Genomic DNA, 17,158 nt, shown 5'->3' on the forward strand with positions numbered 1-17,158 from the left:
ATTATTTCCTTACCTTACATTTTGAAGATAAATAAATACACCTTATCATCTCATATGCCCTACTTAAATCATCGTTTAAAACTGCATAATCAAATTCTTGTGATGTTTCCATTTCCTTTTTGGCATTTCTTATCCTTGTATCAATTGTATCAGGGTCGTCCCCACCCCTTTTTTTCAACCTTTGCTTTAATTCTTCTATTGAAGGAGGAAGGATAAACACAAACACCCCCTCAGTTAAATTTTGTCTAAGGTTCCTTGCTCCCTGAACATCAATATCAAACACCACATCAAATCCCCTATTCAATTTTTCCTCAATCTCCCTTTTGGGAGTGCCATAATAATTTCCATGCACATTGGCCCATTCAGCGAACATATCCTCTTTTATGAGTTTCTCAAACTCTTCTTTTGACACAAATACATAGTCTTTTCCATCTATCTCCCCTGGTCTGGGCTTTCTGGTTGTATAGGAAATTGAAAATTGTATATCTGGAAATTCTTCCATTAGCATCTTGGTAAGTGTGCCTTTTCCTGCCCCAGAAGGACCACTTATGATCAAGGCAATTCCCCTATTTTTCATCGCCATCTCCTTTTTCTGCCAAATACCTCTGGGATATGGTTTCTGGATGAAGGGAAGATAAAAATACATGGTTTGAGTCTGTTATTATTATAGACCTGGTCTTTCTTCCGTGGGTTGCATCTACAAGCCTGTGGTCGTCCCTTGCCTCTTCCCTTAGCCTTCTCATTGGTGAAGAGTTGGGACTAAAAATTCCCACAATCCTTGATGCAACCACATAACTTCCAAAACCTATATTTATTAATCTTTCACCCATATCCCTACTCTAGATTCTGTATCTGTTCCCTGATTCTCTCTAACTCTGTCTTAAAGTCAACCACCAGAGCACTTACCTCTCCACTCTGGGCCTTGTTGCCACAGGTATTTATCTCCCTAAAACATTCCTGGCACAAGAAATCAAGTTGCCTTCCAACAGGACCATCTGATGATAAAAACTCTAACATTGCCTTTAAATGAGTGTTAAGTCTCACCAATTCTTCAGATGTATCCAGTCTATCTGCCATAATAGCAAGTTCCTGGGTTAGCCTGTCTTCTTCAACATCCACATCTACCTTTTTTAAGATCTCACCAACCCTTTGTTTTAATAGCTCAAATTTTTCTTCCACCAGTCTTTTACTGATTTCACTAATTTTTTCCTTTATATCAATAAGTTTGTCAATCCGTTGTTTCAAATCATGGACCAAGTCTTGCCCTTCCCTTTCTCTAAATGAGTTCCATGAAACAAGGGCCCTGTTCAGACCGTTTTTTAGCATTTCCACTAACTCCGACTCTGTATCCACAGGGACTTCTGTCCACAAACCAGGTATGGAAAACACCCTGTTATAGTCAGGGACAAAAACCTCTCCCCTTTTTTTTGCATAGGAATTTAAAAAATCAAACAAAACATCCAAAAGTGTCTCATTTATCTGAAACGGCAAAAAATCTTGTTTTAATATTTTAATCCCAAGATAGATATCTATGTTTCCTCTACTTACGTATTTTTTTACCTGTTTTAAAAATATGCCCTCAGCAGACCTTAAAAAAGAAGGTATCTTAAATCTAACATTTAAATTTTTGGAGTTAACACTCTTTATCTCCCAACACTGCATACAAATCTCAGTTAACTCATCATAGGAACCATATCCTGTCATTGATTTAATCATCTATTTCCCTTTAACTTTTTTTTGTAATTCTCCCTTAAGAAAAGCAAAATGTCCTGTATATCTTCCCTCACATAGTCAGGATATGTCCAGGGAAGCTTTTGCCACCCGCCCTTTTGAAAAATCAAGGTAAGATCAGCCCAAATACCATGTTTTAGATAAATCCTGTGGGTATATTCTTTACCTGTTGCCAGGACAAACCTCTCAAAAGTCAAGATTCCTGGATCTAAATTAAAGATCCTGGAGCCATTATCCCTGGCATATTTTATTTCTATCTTATTTGTAGATAATTTTATATCTGCCAGCCTATCTGGTGCTACCAAATCTTTGAAAGACAAGATCCTCCTGTATATTGGAGTACCCAACTCCCTGTCATAGTATGAGGTTTCTTCAAACAAAATCTTGGGCGATATATAATCTATCTCCCCTAAAACGTCTTGCAGGTCCTCTTTTATTTTTGGCCAAAATAGGTCCCACTTGCTCCCTAAAATGGACAATACCAAAAGTGTGTCTTTTGGTTTTTTGGGTACACTCATAAACCAACCTAAGAAAGTAAATTAACGGTACTTATTTTGTTCTAACTATAAGTTGATATTTGTCTAAATCAGCAGAAACTGGATGTACTTCAATTAAATCTCCCTTCCTTGGCATACAATTTTTATTTTCTACCCTACAAATAACATAATACTCACTCATTCCAACCAGTTTGTCTGCATCTTCAACTACCATATTTACAGACTCCATTCCACAGAGTTTGTTTAAAAACTCCTGTTTTTTTCGAGCAAATAGCTCCCTTAATAACAAACTTCTCTTTTGTTTAATATCCCTTAAGACTTGATCTTTGTATTTGGCTGCAGGAGTGCCTGGTCTTTTTGAGTACTTAAATACATGGCCATAGGTAAAGGCCATTTTTTTACAAAAATTATATGTGGCCATAAAGTCTTCATCATCTTCACCAGGAAATCCAACTAACACATCACAACCCAATCCAAAGACAGGCCAAATAGCCCTTAATTTATCAATAAAATCCAAAATATTATCTGGAGAATAGTGGGACCTTCCCATTCTATTCAAGATGCGTTCACTTGCTGATTGTATTGACAAATGTAAATGTGGTACAATTTCTTTACACTCTCTTAACACATCAAGGGCCCTATCATTTAGCAGGGAAGGATCTAAAGAACTTATTCTAATCCTTGCCCTGTCATATTTGTTGATTATTTTATTTGACATCAGGTAAATCAAATCCCATACATCTATCTCTTTTCCCTGGTAATCCCCTTTAAATTCCCTTAAATTTATTCCACTTATTATTATCTCTTTGAAACCAGCATCCAATATCCTCTTTGCCTCATCAAAAATAGAATCTATATCCCGGCTCCTGGAAGGGCCCCGGGTAAGGGGCACTATACAGTATTTACAATAGTGGGAACACCCATCCTGGATTTTTATTAAGGGTCTGGCCCTATAATAACTCTCTATTTCAAGGGAAAAATCATCCCTTACTGAAATATCTCCATCTAACATTCCATCTGGATATAAGAGCAATTTTGCCTTTTCCCTTTGGGGAATGGTTACAACCACACCATCTATTGAACGTATTTCCTTCTCCCACCTAGGGATTGCACAACCTGTTACAATTATCTTACAATGGCTATTTCCCCTGGCAAATCTCCTGGCATATTTCTTTGTATCTGACACAGCCATTTGGGTAACAGCACAGCTATTTATGACAACCACATCCGCCTTTTTGGGATGATCTACCTCCGAAAAACCCTTTTTAATCCAATTCTCCCTAATGGCTTCAGATTCATATTGATTAATCTTACACCCAAGGGTCAATATATAAAAACTCTTATTCTCCATCCCCTATTATTCCACCCCCTAGGACTAAATCTCCAGAATAAAAACAGCATATCTGGCCAGGAGTAGGTCTTGGAATCTTTTCTTCAAATATCACCTTGATTTTTGAACAATTAATCTTCCACCTGGCCTTCTTTGGCTTCATATTATAATTTACCTGAACTTCTACATCCCTGGGCCAATTATCCATGCTAATCAAGGAATTTACATCATGGACCCAACACCAATCCCTTAAAAGATCATCTTTAGTACCCACAATCAATAAATTATTTTTTATATCCTTATCCACAACATACAGGGGCTCTTTGTAAGGTATTCCAAGTCCACGACGTTGACCTATTGTATAGGAAAATAGACCCTTGTGGGTACCAAGCTCCTCTCCAAAGACCCCAATAATTTTGCCTGGGTCTGGGAGTTTTTTCCCCATTTTTTTCAAAAAATCCCTGTAATTATCCTTTATAAAACAAATCTCTTGACTCTCATATGTGAGAGCTGGCTCAATTCCCCTTTTCTTTAATTCTTCCCATACATCATCCTTTTTATAAGCCCCAAGGGGCATCTTAACCCTTTGAAAATCTTCACTTTCTACAAGAGACAAAAAATAGCTCTGATCCTTTGCTCTATCTGTGCCCCTAAGTAAATTAACTTCATTATTTTCAAATCTAACCTGGGCATAATGACCAGTTGCAAAGGCATCAAAACCCATATTAAATACCTTTTTTCTCAACACTCCAAACTTTATGTGTCTATTACATATGGAACATGGATTTGGTGTAAGTCCACGCACATAGGTTTTGACAAAACTATCGATCACATGGGTCTTAAACTCAGAAATTAAATCAAAAAATATACAATCAATGCCAAGGGACAAAAATTTATCCCTCACCACTTCCTTGATACTATTTAACTCCTCTGTGAAAACTCCAAAAACCCCTACTACCTCGTAGCCCTTTTCTTTGAGCAATAATGCTGAAAAAAGGCTATCCACACCTCCACTAACAGCTACAGCCACCTTCATTTTAATGACGCCAACTTACTTAATTATCACTTAAGTCCAAAAGGTTCTGGCAGGGGTTCCAGTTGTCCTTCAACCACATTTGATACCCCAAATAGCAGATCTTCCCTAAATGGTGGACCAATAAATTGCAAACCCACAGGAAGTTTTTGATCATCTCCAAGCCCAACAGGCATGGAGATTCCAGGAAGTCCACTTAAATTAAGTGGGGTTGTAAATATATCTGCTAAATACATCTTCAAGGGGTCATCAATTTTTTCTCTCAATTTAAAGGGAAGTGTTGGCGATACTGGGGTAAGGATCAAGTCACAATCTGAAAAAGCATCTAAAAAGTCTTTTCTGATCAATCTTCTTACCTGGGCAGCCTTTTTGTAATAGGCATCATAATATCCAGCAGACAACACATATGTCCCTAAAATAATTCTTCTTTGCACTTCAAACCCAAATCCCTCACTTCGGGTCTTCACATACATGTCAATTAGCTCTTCTGCGTCCTTTGCCCTGTAACCATATCGCACCCCATCGTATCTCGCCAGGTTTGAACTGGCCTCTGCCATTACTATTATATAATAAGTAGCCACTGCATATTTGGTGTGTGGCAGGGATATATCTTTTAGCTGAGCTCCCAGTTCCTTTAGAAGATTAAAAAATTCCTCTGATTTCTTCTGAATGTCTATGTCCAGTCCTTCTTGCCAATATTCCTTAGGAAGTCCGATTTTTATTCCCTTTAAATTCTTAATTTTTTCCATTTCCTTTAGATAGTCCAGGGTGGGATTGGGTGAGGACGTGGAATCTTTTTCATCTTTACCAGCAATAACTGAAAGCATTAGTGCAGCGTCTTTTACATTCCTGGTAATTGGTCCTGCCTGATCCAATGAAGAGCCGTAGGCAATTAGACCAAACCTGGACACCCTACCATAAGTGGGTTTTAAACCCACAACACCACAAAATGCTGCAGGTTGTCTAATGGAGCCACCAGTATCAGTCCCAATTGAGATTGGGCATTGACAGGCAGATGTGGCTGCTGCTGATCCCCCACTGGACCCGCCAGGGACCCTTTTGAGGTCCCACGGATTTTTGGTCTTTTTAAAGGCAGAATTTTCAGTGGATGACCCCATTGCAAATTCGTCCATATTAGACTTAGCAATTACAATTCCACCCTCAGCCTTTATCCTCCTCACGACCTCTGAATCATAGAAGGGTATAAAATTCTCCAGGATCTTTGATGCGCACGTGGTTGGAATACCTTTTGTTGTCAAAACGTCTTTTACAACTATTGGTATTCCCCATAGCTTTTTTTGAGGATCAGGTCCTTTTTTGTCCATTTCCCTTGCAGTTTTAATGGCCCCATCCCTGTCCACATGGAGCAGGGCATCAATTTTTCCCTCGGTCTCATCAATTCTATTTAAATAGGCCCTAACAACCTCTTCCACTTTGACCTCACCATTTAAGACCATATTACGTATCTCTATACCTGAATATTTTCTAACATCCATATATAACTCCCTATTTCTTTAGCTAACTACCTTTGGCACAATAAAGTGTTCCCCATCCTCCTCTGGGGCATTTTTCAATACATCTTCCCTATTATATTCACTATATACTTTGTCCTCCCTATATGGTGTCACATGTTCTATTGGTGAATATAGGGGATCAACACCTGATGTATCTACTTCTGATAATTGTTCCATGTAATCCAGTATCTGACTGAGCTGTTTTGAAAAAAGCTCTAGCCTATGGGTATCTAAATCAAGTCTTGCTAAATAGGCTATGTTTTTAACCTGATCCTTTGATATCTTCATGTCCTTCTCCTGGTGTTGAATTTAATTGAGTCTTGCTGGTCGTTTTAATATAATCTGCTTATTCCACTAACTCCGAAGTCTCAAGCTTTGTTGTGTATGTGTATGTGATCTGTGTATGTGGTCTGTAACTTTCTCATACACATACATACACCCACACTCACACTTTCACATACATCCTTCTACCTTTCACTATTTACCACTCACTAATCACTTGATCCATATAACTCATAGCTCTCAACCATTTTAATAAACTCTAAAAACAAACATATGTTGAGACGCTATCCCCTTTTCATTCCACTCAAGGGGTGCCATTGTCCACATAAATTTTGGGTTATTTAAAATCGAGTATATATTAGACCCATCTTTTAATCTGTCCTGGAGATATACTGCATACCTGAAAAAGTCATAGCCCAGACAGGTCCAAAAATTTACATCCATTTTGCTTAGATCAAACACCAACTTCTTTAAATTAGTTAACACATAATTACTACTATCATCCTTCCATGGTGCTGGATAATATGCACGTCTGAACATTGAAGTCTCCAATCCTGAAAATTCTGGCTTCGATGTTCCCCAAAGTGCAGGCCCCATAAAATAGATATCAGATGCATTAAAATAAAAGAAATTGGGAATAATTATTCTGGCATTTTCAAGGGAATCTGGAATAAAAACAGCAGAAAAATCTATTTCAGGCTTAAATTCTTTAATCTTTTCCTTATCCTTGTCTTCAAACACATCATCTGGAACACCCAAAAATTTCCCCACTCTTACTTGCCAACCCTTGGTATCTTTTGGATCATACCAGGAAATAGCCTGAATTTTGGCCCCTAAGGACTTTGCCTCATTAAAAAACTCTTCCCCCAATACCCTGCCATACTCCCCTTTTGGGTAAAAAATACCAAAAGAATCTATCTGAAAATTGCCCATAAAAAATTTAATTAAAGAATCCACTTGATCCCTATGGGAGGGAAAAAATCTAAACCCATCCACACCTTCATCTGGAATAGAAGATCTAAATGCAAATAAATGGGCCTTTTGGGGTATATCTGTTTTTAAAATTTCATTCCACGTCTCTACCTTTAATAACCCCCCAATAATTAGATCCCTTCTCACGATATCATTCAGTTCCCTGACAAAGTCCTTGGTTGCTGAGTTAAAGACAGTTACATGGGTCTCAATACCCATGGACTCCATCTCATATATACCTGCCTCAACACCCCTCAAAATCCCAAAGGAAACTTCCCTATACGAAGGATCAAAGGGCAAAACCAATGCAAGCTCTATACGAGGAAGCCCATATTTTGCAACTAAAGACCTAAACTTCTCTAAAAATAATCCCTTTAACCGGGGATTTTTATTTAATATATTTTGGAACAATCCGTAAGATCTTGACCAGGTAATTTCCCCTGAACCAAACAGGGACAAGACCTTTGACCACAAAATCAAACCATCTGGAAGTTTTTCTGGATCTAGGGCTGAAATCTCATATTCTGTTGCAATCTTATTCTCTTTTATAACCTTATATAAATGGTTTAATATATCATATTGATCCTCTGCACCAAACATGTGATAGTAATTTTCAAATACAGATCGACCACCATTTATATCCTTTTCTTTTAGATGGGATATCTCCAACAAAATAAAACCCTTTTTTTTCACCGCAACAGGGAAATCTTTAATAAGCAGATCTGATAAATATTTATAATATTTATCTTTTTTATTTTTAAATTGCAAATAAGTCAGGTAATACTTATGAAATTTCCACTTTTTATTGTAATCTGGATCAAGAGACTTCCACTTATATAGATACGACCTGGCCTTATCTAATTCTTTATTATCCAGGGCACACTTAACCATTCTTTGTAGCAAAAGGACCTCTCTCTGCCCTGAAACCAGGTAATTATACAGGGTCTCTTCATAGTTTTTACACGCAGATTGATAGTCCCCCTTATCCCAAAGATAGTCACCAACCTCAAGTGGGGATTTCTGAGATATTTGAATCTCCTTTTTTGGAGCACAACTAAAAAAAGCAACTGTTACAAATACAAAAAACAGACCATATAGATATCTTTTCATAGCTTAAACCCTTTATAAGAAAAAAAGCCTGGACTTAAATTTTAAGCCCAGGCTCAAGATTAGAGGAGGGGGATTTGTTCTGTCAAGCACACTTATTTTTGTTCTGTATATTCAGCATCTACTACATCATCGTCTTGATCTGGATTATTTGCGCCAGCACTGGCATCACTTGACTGGGCTCCTGCCCCAGCCTGACCACCTGCCTGTTGCTGTTGATAAAGCAGTTCTGCCAGCCTGTGGGATGTCTGGGTGAGTGCATCCATTGCATTCTTAATTGCCTGTTCATCTTCACCATCCATTACCTTTTTCAACTCTTCTATTTTTTGTTCTAATTCAGCTTTTAGACCACTATCTACCTTATCACCAAGGTCCCTCATGGACTTTTCTGTTGAGTAGATAAGTGTATCTGCCTGGTTTCTCAGGTCAATCAGCCTTTTTCTCTTCTCGTCTTCTGCTTTATGCGATTCTGCTTCCTTGATGATCTTTTGAATCTCTTCTTCTGATAGACCACTTGATGGCTGTATTCTAATTGACTGTTCTTTTCCAGTTCCAAGGTCCTTGGCGGAAACATTCACAATACCATTGGCATCAATGTCAAAGGTAACTTCTATCTGAGGAACTCCCCTTGGAGCTGGTGGAATGCCAACTAGATCAAATCTGCCAAGGCTCATATTATCCTTGGCAAGTGGCCTCTCACCCTGCAAAACATGAATTGAAACAGAAGTCTGATTATCAGCTGCAGTTGTAAATATCTGACTCTTTCTTGTGGGGATAGTAGTATTCTTTTCAATGAGTTTTGTGAATACACCTCCCAGGGTCTCGATACCAAGGGAAAGTGGAGTTACGTCTAAGAGAAGCACGTCTTTCACATCACCTGATAGGATACCACCTTGAATAGCAGCACCCATTGCAACCACTTCGTCAGGATTTACACCCTTATGGGGTTCCCTTCCAAAGAATTCTTTTACTTTTTTCTGCACAAGCGGCATCCTGGTCATACCACCAACCAGAATCACCTCGTCTATGTCACTTACTGTAAGTCCAGCATCTTTGAGTGCCTGTTTACATGGCTCCAAGGTCCTGTCTACCAGATGTTCTGTGAGTGCCTCTAGCTTTGCCCTGCTGATTTTCATATTCAAATGTTTTGGACCAGTTTGATCCGCCGTAATAAATGGAAGGTTTATATCTGTTTCCAGGGCTGTGGAGAGCTCTTTTTTGGCCTTTTCCGCCGCCTCTTTGAGCCTCTGCAAGGCCATTGTGTCATTGCTAAGATCAATCCCAGTCTCTTTTTTGAATTCTTCTATTATGTGATTTAAAAGGGCCTGGTCAAAATCTTCACCACCAAGGAAGGTATCGCCGTTGGTGGCCTTAACTTCAACAACATTGTCACCAACTTCCAGGATTGAAATATCAAAGGTACCGCCACCTAAGTCATATACAGCTATCTTTTGATTTACATTTTTATCAAAGCCATAAGCCAGAGATGCAGCTGTAGGCTCATTAATTATCCTCTTTACTTCCAGTCCAGCTATCCTGCCTGCATCCTTGGTAGCCTGCCTCTGGGCATCGTTAAAGTATGCAGGAACAGTTATAACTGCTTCTTTTACTGGCTCTCCTAAATAACTTTCTGCATCTTCTTTTAATTTTCTCAAAATCATTGCAGAAATCTCAGGAGGGCTATACTTCTTTCCCTCAATTTCCACATAAGCATCGTTATTTGGTCCAGGCACTATATTATAAGGACATCTCTCCCTCCATTTTTTCACTTCTTCTGAATCATAACTACGCCCCATAAGCCTCTTTATGGCAAACACTGTCCTTTTTGGATTGGTAACTGCCTGCCTCTTTGCCAGCTCACCAACCAGCCTTTCTTTGTCAGTAAAGGCAACTATTGATGGGGTAGTCCTTCCACCTTCTGGATTAGGTATACACTTTGGCTCCTTTCCCTCCATTACATAAACACAACTATTTGTTGTTCCCAGATCTATTCCTATTATTTTTCCCATTTTCTTGTCCTCCTAACTTACCAAATTTTCTTTCATACAAAAAAATAAGTCCATTTTTCCCCTTGTAAAGGGGCTAGTTCTAATTTTCCTGTTTTTTGCTTACCATCACCTTTGCGGGCCTTAAAATCCTGTCCTTTATCTTATATCCCTTTTGCATAACTGTGGCCACCATACCAGGTTCCATATCTTCCCTTTCTTGCTGGGCCATGGCTTCATGAAAATTTGGATCAAAGGGCTCACCTATATCAGTCTTGATCTGCTCCAATCCATGATTTTTTAAGGTATTTAAAAGGATATTTAAAGTCATCTCTATACCTTCTACTATATCCTTACATGCTTCCACCTTTTTAGCGTGTTCTAAACCAAGCTCAAGGTTGTCAATAACAGGCACTATATCCTCTAAAACCTTTTCTGTTGCATATTTACAAAAATTCTCCTTATCCCTTTCCATACGCTTTCTAAAGTTGTCTGCATCTGCCTTTACCCTGAGGACCTCTTGTTGCATCTCATCTTTAATTGGACACTCAGGACATATTTTTTCCATACAGAGCTCTTTTAATTTTTCTATATCTATCTCTTCTTTATTTTCTTTAGATTCTCTTTCTTTGTCTGTGGTTTCTAAATTTTGTTCATCCTCACAAATCACCTGTGTTTGTTTTTTTTCTTCACTCATGAACCTACCTCCACTATTTATTTTTTGAGAAAAAAATTTGGCGGGAATATTAAAATTGGCCTTACAGCCTGGTCTCAAGTATTCTACTAAGCATCCTGGCCATATAGTCAACCATGGGAATTAATTTTGGATACTCCATGTGGATGGGGCCAATGGTGCCTATTATTCCAAGAGGTTCACCAAATGCACCATAGGGAGAAGAGATTATGGACCATTCCCCAAGGTCAGAATCAAAGAGTTCGTTTCCAAAGGCAATAAAAATTCCCTTACCTTGACCTATTTTGTCCAGAATTTTTAAAAATTCTGACCTCTTTTCTATATATTCCAAAAGAGACTTCATCCTCTCCACATCCCTTGGCTCTATACTGCCAATTACATTGTGGGTACCTTCCACAAATATCTCCCTCTCATCTTCTGCGTCACAAGTATACTGTGCCAATGTAAGGGCATTTAGGTATAATTCATTAAATTTTTTTCTAGCCTCTTCCATTTCCTTTAAAAGTTCCTTCTTGACTTCAAAAAGGGGCTTTCCAGAAAACCTCTCATTTAAAAAATTGCTAAACTTAACCAGGTCATTGGAATCTATTTTTGAACCATCTAAAGATATCATGCGACTGTGAACCATGCCACCATAAAACACCAAAATGGCCATAATTAGCCCTGGCTTAACCAACACAAAATCTATGTGCTTCCATTTCATAAAGGATACCTCAGGGGAGACAGCAATACCTACCAGGGCTGTTTCATCAGATATAAACTTTGACGTCCTCTCCAGGATATGAGATAATTCATAACCTATTGTATTATTGAAATGTTCTTTTATTTTCTTCTTTTCATAAAATAAAGGCTCTGGTTTTAAAATATGATTTAAATAAAATCTAAGTCCTTTTTTTGTTGGAATCCTTCCAGCAGATGTATGGGGCTGTTTTAAAAAACCCTTATCCGTGAGATCTGCCATGACATTTCGCATGGTAGCAGGACTCAGATTAAATCTGGATTTTTTGGCAACTAACCTGGATCCAACAGGTGCTCCACTCTCAATATAGGTCTCAACAACTATTGACAAAACATCTAACTCTCTGTCAGTTAATCTCTCATCCATAAGTTAGCCCCTATTATTACAATATTTCATTTCACATGTAATCACATAAAAAATCTGTGTCAAGAAAGGACATATTTTAAATAAAAACAAACTTAAGTAAATGGGACTAAAGTAGGAAGTAAATTTTTCCGATATAATACATAACAGGAATCAAAAACAAAATAAAAAAGGACAAAACTCCCATGAAGCTAAAGAAATGGTCTATGGCCTCACTAATTATCTATTCGTTGTTACTCAATTCTTGTGTCAAGTCTGCTTATTCTCCAATAAAAGATATGGTGACCACAGGATCATATTTTTACATTACCCAGGACACTTCTCCTGTAAAAGCCTGGGCCAACTTGGCCTACACAGTGGCAAAATCCATAGCAAAAACTGATTCTATTAGATCCCTCATCAAAATACATGGAGTATACATTGTGCCTGGAAAAGATACTGTTTTTGAAAAAAATTACAGGGAACTTCTGGCCACCGCCATGGTAAAAGAAAATTTTCTTGTTTCCAAAAGTCCTGATACCAGCTTAATTCTTATCTTTAACTCATATGTTATTCCTGATTTAAGTGAAGTACTTGTAAATACAAGTCTCTATAATAATGGATCTATAATCTTTAGAGATTCATCTATTTTTAATTTAAAAAACAACTCACATTCTATAACTGAGTATGAAATAAAAGTCTTGGAATATAGAAAAATTCCCATAAAAAACGATTATAAAATTTATAAGCTAGTAGACAAATAAAGGACAATAATATGAAACTTAAATTTATACTAATATCGCTACCAATCCTGTTTATATTGAGTCCTTCATTAGGTCTTTCTGAGCAAACAAAATATACAACAATCACTCAAACGACATATATAAGCCCATACCAAAATATTAACCATTTTGATTTACGAACTATTAACTTACCAAATGTAATAAGTTTAATTGCCAGACAACTTGAAAATAATATTAACTATTTAATATCACCATCTAGTGGACTTTTAATAACAACTCTATCAGATTTGAATGACCTAAACAATACATGTAGACTTGCAAGGATAATACAAGATGGATTAATATCTTATTTCACAAATAAAGGTTATATTGTGAAGGAAATAGAATTAAGAAAAAATTCTATTATAATTAAAAAGAAAAGAGGAGAATTTGTACTCACAAGGGATTTATCCAAACTCATGGATAAATATAGTGTACAGGGAATAGTAACAGGAACTTATTCAGAGATCACCAACAATTTATTTTTTGTAACTATAAAAATAATATCCCAAAAAGATAGTGCTATCTTGTCTTCTATATCTTTTTCCATTTATATTCCTAAAACATATGGATCTTTAATGATCCCAGAAAAAATTGAAAAAAATATAGATAAGAGTAAACTCCAACAAAAAATTAATCCCAAACCTATTGGGGGACCAGTAGAATTGGGATTAAAAATTTTATCAAAGAAAAACAAACAAGATGTAAAGTTAATACAAAAGAGACTAAAGGATTTGGGTTTATATAATTGGAAAATAGATGGTATTTGGGGAAAAAGGACACAAAAAGCAATGGAAATATTTAAAAAAGTAATTGGTTTGTCTCCATATAATCAGTGGGACATAAATACTCAAAAAAAATTGTTTAAAGGAACAAACATCTAGGATGATTCAAGCTATGCATAAAAACATCATAAAGATACCAGCAATATTTACACTCTTTTGTTTATTATTAGCCTGTTGTACAAACAATAAATATTTAAAAAAACAAGAGGTTGAATCACAGAGAAAGGCACATATGATCACAAACGATATTTTACTTGGTAAAAGTTATGAAGCTGCAAATTATTTAAACAAAAATTTACAAAGACTAAACATGAAGGACAAATCCATCTTAATCACCACATTCAGTGATAATGACAACTTAGAATCCTCCAATACCCTTGGAAGATTAATACCATATCTTATTGGGTCAAGACTATCCCAAATGGGTTACAAACTAGTGGACATTAGATTGAGAGATAATGACATAGAGATAAAGCCCGGATATGGAGAGTTTGTTTTAACAAGGGATTTGAACAAACTAAAAGCAGCACAGCCTGTGGGTTTGATACTCACTGGTCATTATTCAAAAATAAAAAATAAAATTTATATCCACTGTGAAATAATTTCACCAACAAACAATATTTTGATATCCAGCTATGATTTTATCCTTCCTTATACAGAAGAAAAAGGCCCTAAGGATTTCCCAATAATCATACCTAGCGTAAGGACAAGCTAGCCCAAGTTTAGCATTTTGACAAACTTGGGTTAATTTAATTTAAAAATACTATATAAATTAAATGCCATCCAATAAAATACATCTTCAGGGGAAATATTTGAATCTGCCATTAAAACAGCCTTCTCTAACACATAACTTACATTCCAGAAATTATCCAACGACACGTTGTTCTCAAAAAATCTTGCTATTTCCGTCCAGGTTTGATCCTCTAAGCTATCAATTAAAGCTCTCTCAAGGAAAAAAAACACCTCTTTAACCAGGTCCCTGTCCACCTTTTTGCCTTTTAATATATTAAAAAGTCCCTTCCCATTTTCCCAAAAATCTAAAAGTCCTTTAGTTATTTTCTCAATATCTTCTCCTGCAAAAGTCCTTGATTTCCATCTAAGGGTAAGAACAAAGCTCCTTGACCTTATAGTGGGGAGCAGTAGAGTTTTTTGGGGAGCAAGTAACACAAATAGATTTTGGTCACCAGGTTCTTCTAAAATCTTAAGCAGTGAATTTGCAGCCTGTAGGGTAAGGTTTTGAGACTCATTAAACAGATAAATCCTGTATTTCCCCTCCCTTGGGATGAGGTCCCTATCCCTTTGAATTGAGCGTACATCATCGATTTTTATGGAACCTTCTTCACCGTCTAAAATAGACAAATCTGGGAAATTATCAGTGAGTATTCCTTTACAAATGTTACACTTAAGGCAAGGAGGCCTTTTAGATGGACAATTCAGTAGGGTTGAGTAGTACTTTGCAATCCCAAGGCGATCTTTGAGTAAGCCCCCTTGTATTATTAAGACCCTAGGGGGGCTATTTTTTAAATTTTGTAGGATTCCAATAGCTCTCTTGTGTTCTGTAAAAAAATCCTTGTCCACAGAAATCAAATTACCTAAAGATTATTTGGGACCTTTCAGGACCAACAGATATAATTTTCACCTTAACCTGAAGATTATCTTCTATAAATCCAATATAATCCTTTGTAGCCTTTGGGAGTTCATCAAAATTCTTTATAGTTGAAATATCTTCATCCCAGCCTTTTAAAGTCTCATAAACTGGTTCTACATGGGCTAAGCCATTCTCTATTTGGGGTGGGTAGAATATCTCCCCATCATTATACTTGTATTTAATACAAATTTTTAGGGTCTCTAATCCAGACAAAACATCCAATTTTGTAAGCACAATTGAATTGATACTATTTAGACGAACTGACTCTCTTAGGATTACCATATCCAACCACCCACACCTTCTACGCCTCCCTGTTGTAGCACCAAATTCACCACCTTTTTGTTGGATATAATCTCCAATTTTATCCTTTAATTCAGTTGGGAATGGACCTCCCCCAACCCTTGTTGTATAACTCTTGACCACTCCCAATACCTCATCTAATACAGCCATCCCACACCCTGTTCCAGCACACACATTTGATGCTACTGTGTTGGAAGACGTAACAAATGGGTAGGTGCCATGGTCTATATCCAGATGTGTCCCCTGTGCACCCTCAAATAAAATTGACTTGCCCTTTTTTATGGCAGAATATATCTCTGTTGAAATATCTGCAAGATAAGGTCTCAGTTTCTCAAGACATAGTCCCACCTTTTCCAAAACCTCATCTACAGAGACCTCTTTTGAATTAAAGAAATTTCTAAAAAGTATATTTTTCTCCAGTAGTGCCCTTTCAATCTTTTGCCTGAGTTTGTTTTCATCCAACACGTCACATGCTCTGATTCCCACCCTTGACATTTTATCCTCATAAGCAGGTCCAATACCCCTTCCAGTTGTGCCTATCTTATTATCACCACTTTTCTTAGCTTCACGGAGATTATCCAACATCTTGTGATAAGGCATAATAAGATGGGTCTTGTAACTAATCTTCAGTCTATCTGGAGATATTGAAATTCCTGCCTTCTCAAGTTCAGCTAGTTCTTCACAAAATATCTCTGGGTCTAAAACAACCCCATTCCCGATCAAACAGAGCTTATCCTTATGGAGAATTCCAGATGGAACGAGATGTAAAATAATCTTTTTATCCCCCACTACCAGGGTATGACCAGCATTTGCACCACCCTGGAACCGGGCTATGACATCGGCGTCTTTACTTAATAGATCTACAATTTTTCCCTTTCCCTCATCTCCCCATTGGGTTCCTATAACTACTCTATTCTTTCCCATACTATTACCCCTACTTACCTTTATCCTCATCTTTAATATTTAAGAAAATAACCTTACCCTTGTCCTTTTGTCTCTTCTCAGGTTTTAATACTGGACCTGCTATATCTTTCTTTTCTCTAACTTCCATTGGGAACTTTCTATTAAATCTCTTTTCAAGGCGTGTTAAGTGGAGCCATTTTAAGTTAAACAATTGATTCTTCCATCTAACGGCCTGGATCATTGACAAAATAATTACAGACCTTTCCCATTTTTTTGATGGCTCAAATCTCTGTACCTGCTGGTAATATTTATTCCATAGACAGGCAAGTGAGGCCTCATCAAGGGACAACAACTTATCTGCTAGTTTTTCCAATATCTTATCCAACTTTCACCTCTTTACACATAAAGATTAAAATTTCCCTCAACACCACAAAAGGTAAATTACAATAACCCTTAACAAGTAATCATTCAAGTATTGATTACTGTCAAATATTGGATGAGAATTAGACCATTG

At 37.0% G+C, this 17,158-nt stretch carries 18 protein-coding genes; 3 read left to right on the plus strand and 15 right to left on the minus strand.

Going from position 1 to position 17,158, the window contains the following annotated elements:
- Position 1 precedes the first annotated feature (1 nt).
- From gmk to hrcA, 12 genes are all read right to left on the minus strand, one after another.
- The gene (gmk, locus tag ACYQ0O_RS05765) at positions 2-583 is read right to left on the minus strand and encodes a guanylate kinase (protein ID WP_459891483.1); all 582 of its coding nucleotides are present in this window, start codon (positions 581-583) and stop codon (positions 2-4) included.
- Positions 567-830, minus strand: coding sequence for a DUF370 domain-containing protein (locus ACYQ0O_RS05770; protein WP_075068767.1), 264 nt, complete (start codon positions 828-830; stop codon positions 567-569). Before ACYQ0O_RS05770 ends, gmk begins: the two co-directional genes overlap by 17 nt.
- A 4-nt stretch (positions 831-834) precedes the next feature.
- Positions 835-1,716 (minus strand): YicC/YloC family endoribonuclease, encoded by an 882-nt coding sequence (locus ACYQ0O_RS05775; RefSeq protein ID WP_459891485.1) that lies wholly within the window; start codon positions 1,714-1,716, stop codon positions 835-837.
- Entirely contained in the window at positions 1,713-2,249 is a 537-nt protein-coding gene (locus ACYQ0O_RS05780) for a DUF4416 family protein (protein ID WP_459891486.1), read from the minus strand. The genes ACYQ0O_RS05775 and ACYQ0O_RS05780 overlap by 4 nt, the downstream gene beginning before the upstream one ends.
- A 31-nt stretch (positions 2,250-2,280) precedes the next feature.
- Positions 2,281-3,579: a tRNA (N(6)-L-threonylcarbamoyladenosine(37)-C(2))-methylthiotransferase MtaB gene (gene mtaB / locus ACYQ0O_RS05785; RefSeq protein WP_459891487.1), complete on the minus strand. Its 1,299-nt coding sequence runs from the start codon at positions 3,577-3,579 to the stop codon at positions 2,281-2,283.
- Positions 3,569-4,594 carry a tRNA 2-thiouridine(34) synthase MnmA gene (gene mnmA / locus ACYQ0O_RS05790; protein WP_459891488.1) on the minus strand — a complete coding sequence of 342 codons (1,026 nt, stop codon included), beginning with the start codon at positions 4,592-4,594 and terminating at the stop codon, positions 3,569-3,571. Before mnmA ends, mtaB begins: the two co-directional genes overlap by 11 nt.
- A gap of 26 nt (positions 4,595-4,620) precedes the next feature.
- Positions 4,621-6,087, minus strand: coding sequence for an Asp-tRNA(Asn)/Glu-tRNA(Gln) amidotransferase subunit GatA (gatA, locus tag ACYQ0O_RS05795; protein WP_459891489.1), 1,467 nt, complete (start codon positions 6,085-6,087; stop codon positions 4,621-4,623).
- A gap of 18 nt (positions 6,088-6,105) precedes the next feature.
- On the minus strand, positions 6,106-6,393 hold the full coding sequence (gene gatC / locus ACYQ0O_RS05800) for an Asp-tRNA(Asn)/Glu-tRNA(Gln) amidotransferase subunit GatC (protein WP_459891490.1): 288 nt from the start codon (positions 6,391-6,393) through the stop codon (positions 6,106-6,108).
- 243 nt (positions 6,394-6,636) lie between these two features.
- A complete protein-coding gene (locus ACYQ0O_RS05805; RefSeq protein ID WP_459891491.1) occupies positions 6,637-8,469 on the minus strand; it encodes a type 1 periplasmic-binding domain-containing protein in 1,833 nt (610 codons plus the stop codon).
- Positions 8,470-8,561: 92 nt separating this feature from the next.
- Entirely contained in the window at positions 8,562-10,475 is a 1,914-nt protein-coding gene (gene dnaK, locus ACYQ0O_RS05810; RefSeq protein ID WP_459891492.1) for a molecular chaperone DnaK, read from the minus strand.
- Positions 10,476-10,554: 79 nt separating this feature from the next.
- Positions 10,555-11,148, minus strand: a complete 594-nt coding sequence (gene grpE / locus ACYQ0O_RS05815; RefSeq protein ID WP_459891493.1) for a nucleotide exchange factor GrpE — start codon at positions 11,146-11,148, stop codon at positions 10,555-10,557.
- Between the two features lie 61 nt (positions 11,149-11,209).
- The gene (gene hrcA, locus ACYQ0O_RS05820) at positions 11,210-12,250 is read right to left on the minus strand and encodes a heat-inducible transcriptional repressor HrcA (RefSeq protein WP_459891494.1); all 1,041 of its coding nucleotides are present in this window, start codon (positions 12,248-12,250) and stop codon (positions 11,210-11,212) included.
- 182 nt (positions 12,251-12,432) lie between these two features.
- Between hrcA and ACYQ0O_RS05825 the strand changes: the two genes are divergently transcribed.
- Genes ACYQ0O_RS05825 through ACYQ0O_RS05835 form a run of 3 tightly spaced genes read left to right on the plus strand, consistent with a single transcriptional unit; the run spans position 12,433 to position 14,508 of the window.
- Positions 12,433-12,990 (plus strand): hypothetical protein, encoded by a 558-nt coding sequence (locus ACYQ0O_RS05825; protein WP_459891495.1) that lies wholly within the window; start codon positions 12,433-12,435, stop codon positions 12,988-12,990.
- Between the two features lie 11 nt (positions 12,991-13,001).
- Positions 13,002-13,892 (plus strand): FlgO family outer membrane protein, encoded by an 891-nt coding sequence (locus tag ACYQ0O_RS05830; RefSeq protein ID WP_459891496.1) that lies wholly within the window; start codon positions 13,002-13,004, stop codon positions 13,890-13,892.
- A 13-nt stretch (positions 13,893-13,905) separates the two neighbouring features.
- Positions 13,906-14,508: a FlgO family outer membrane protein gene (locus tag ACYQ0O_RS05835; RefSeq protein WP_459891497.1), complete on the plus strand. Its 603-nt coding sequence runs from the start codon at positions 13,906-13,908 to the stop codon at positions 14,506-14,508.
- A 29-nt stretch (positions 14,509-14,537) separates the two neighbouring features.
- Here ACYQ0O_RS05835 and ACYQ0O_RS05840 read toward each other — a convergent pair whose 3' ends face one another.
- The 3 genes from ACYQ0O_RS05840 to ACYQ0O_RS05850 are packed head-to-tail and all read right to left on the minus strand — an operon-like array spanning position 14,538 to position 17,029.
- A complete protein-coding gene (locus ACYQ0O_RS05840; RefSeq protein ID WP_459891498.1) occupies positions 14,538-15,371 on the minus strand; it encodes a hypothetical protein in 834 nt (277 codons plus the stop codon).
- Between the two features lie 10 nt (positions 15,372-15,381).
- On the minus strand, positions 15,382-16,665 hold the full coding sequence (locus ACYQ0O_RS05845) for an adenylosuccinate synthase (RefSeq protein WP_459891499.1): 1,284 nt from the start codon (positions 16,663-16,665) through the stop codon (positions 15,382-15,384).
- 10 nt (positions 16,666-16,675) lie between these two features.
- Positions 16,676-17,029 carry a hypothetical protein gene (locus ACYQ0O_RS05850; RefSeq protein WP_459891500.1) on the minus strand — a complete coding sequence of 118 codons (354 nt, stop codon included), beginning with the start codon at positions 17,027-17,029 and terminating at the stop codon, positions 16,676-16,678.
- Positions 17,030-17,158: the final 129 nt, after the last annotated feature.

It is taken from the genome of Desulfothermus okinawensis JCM 13304, from assembly GCF_054654515.1.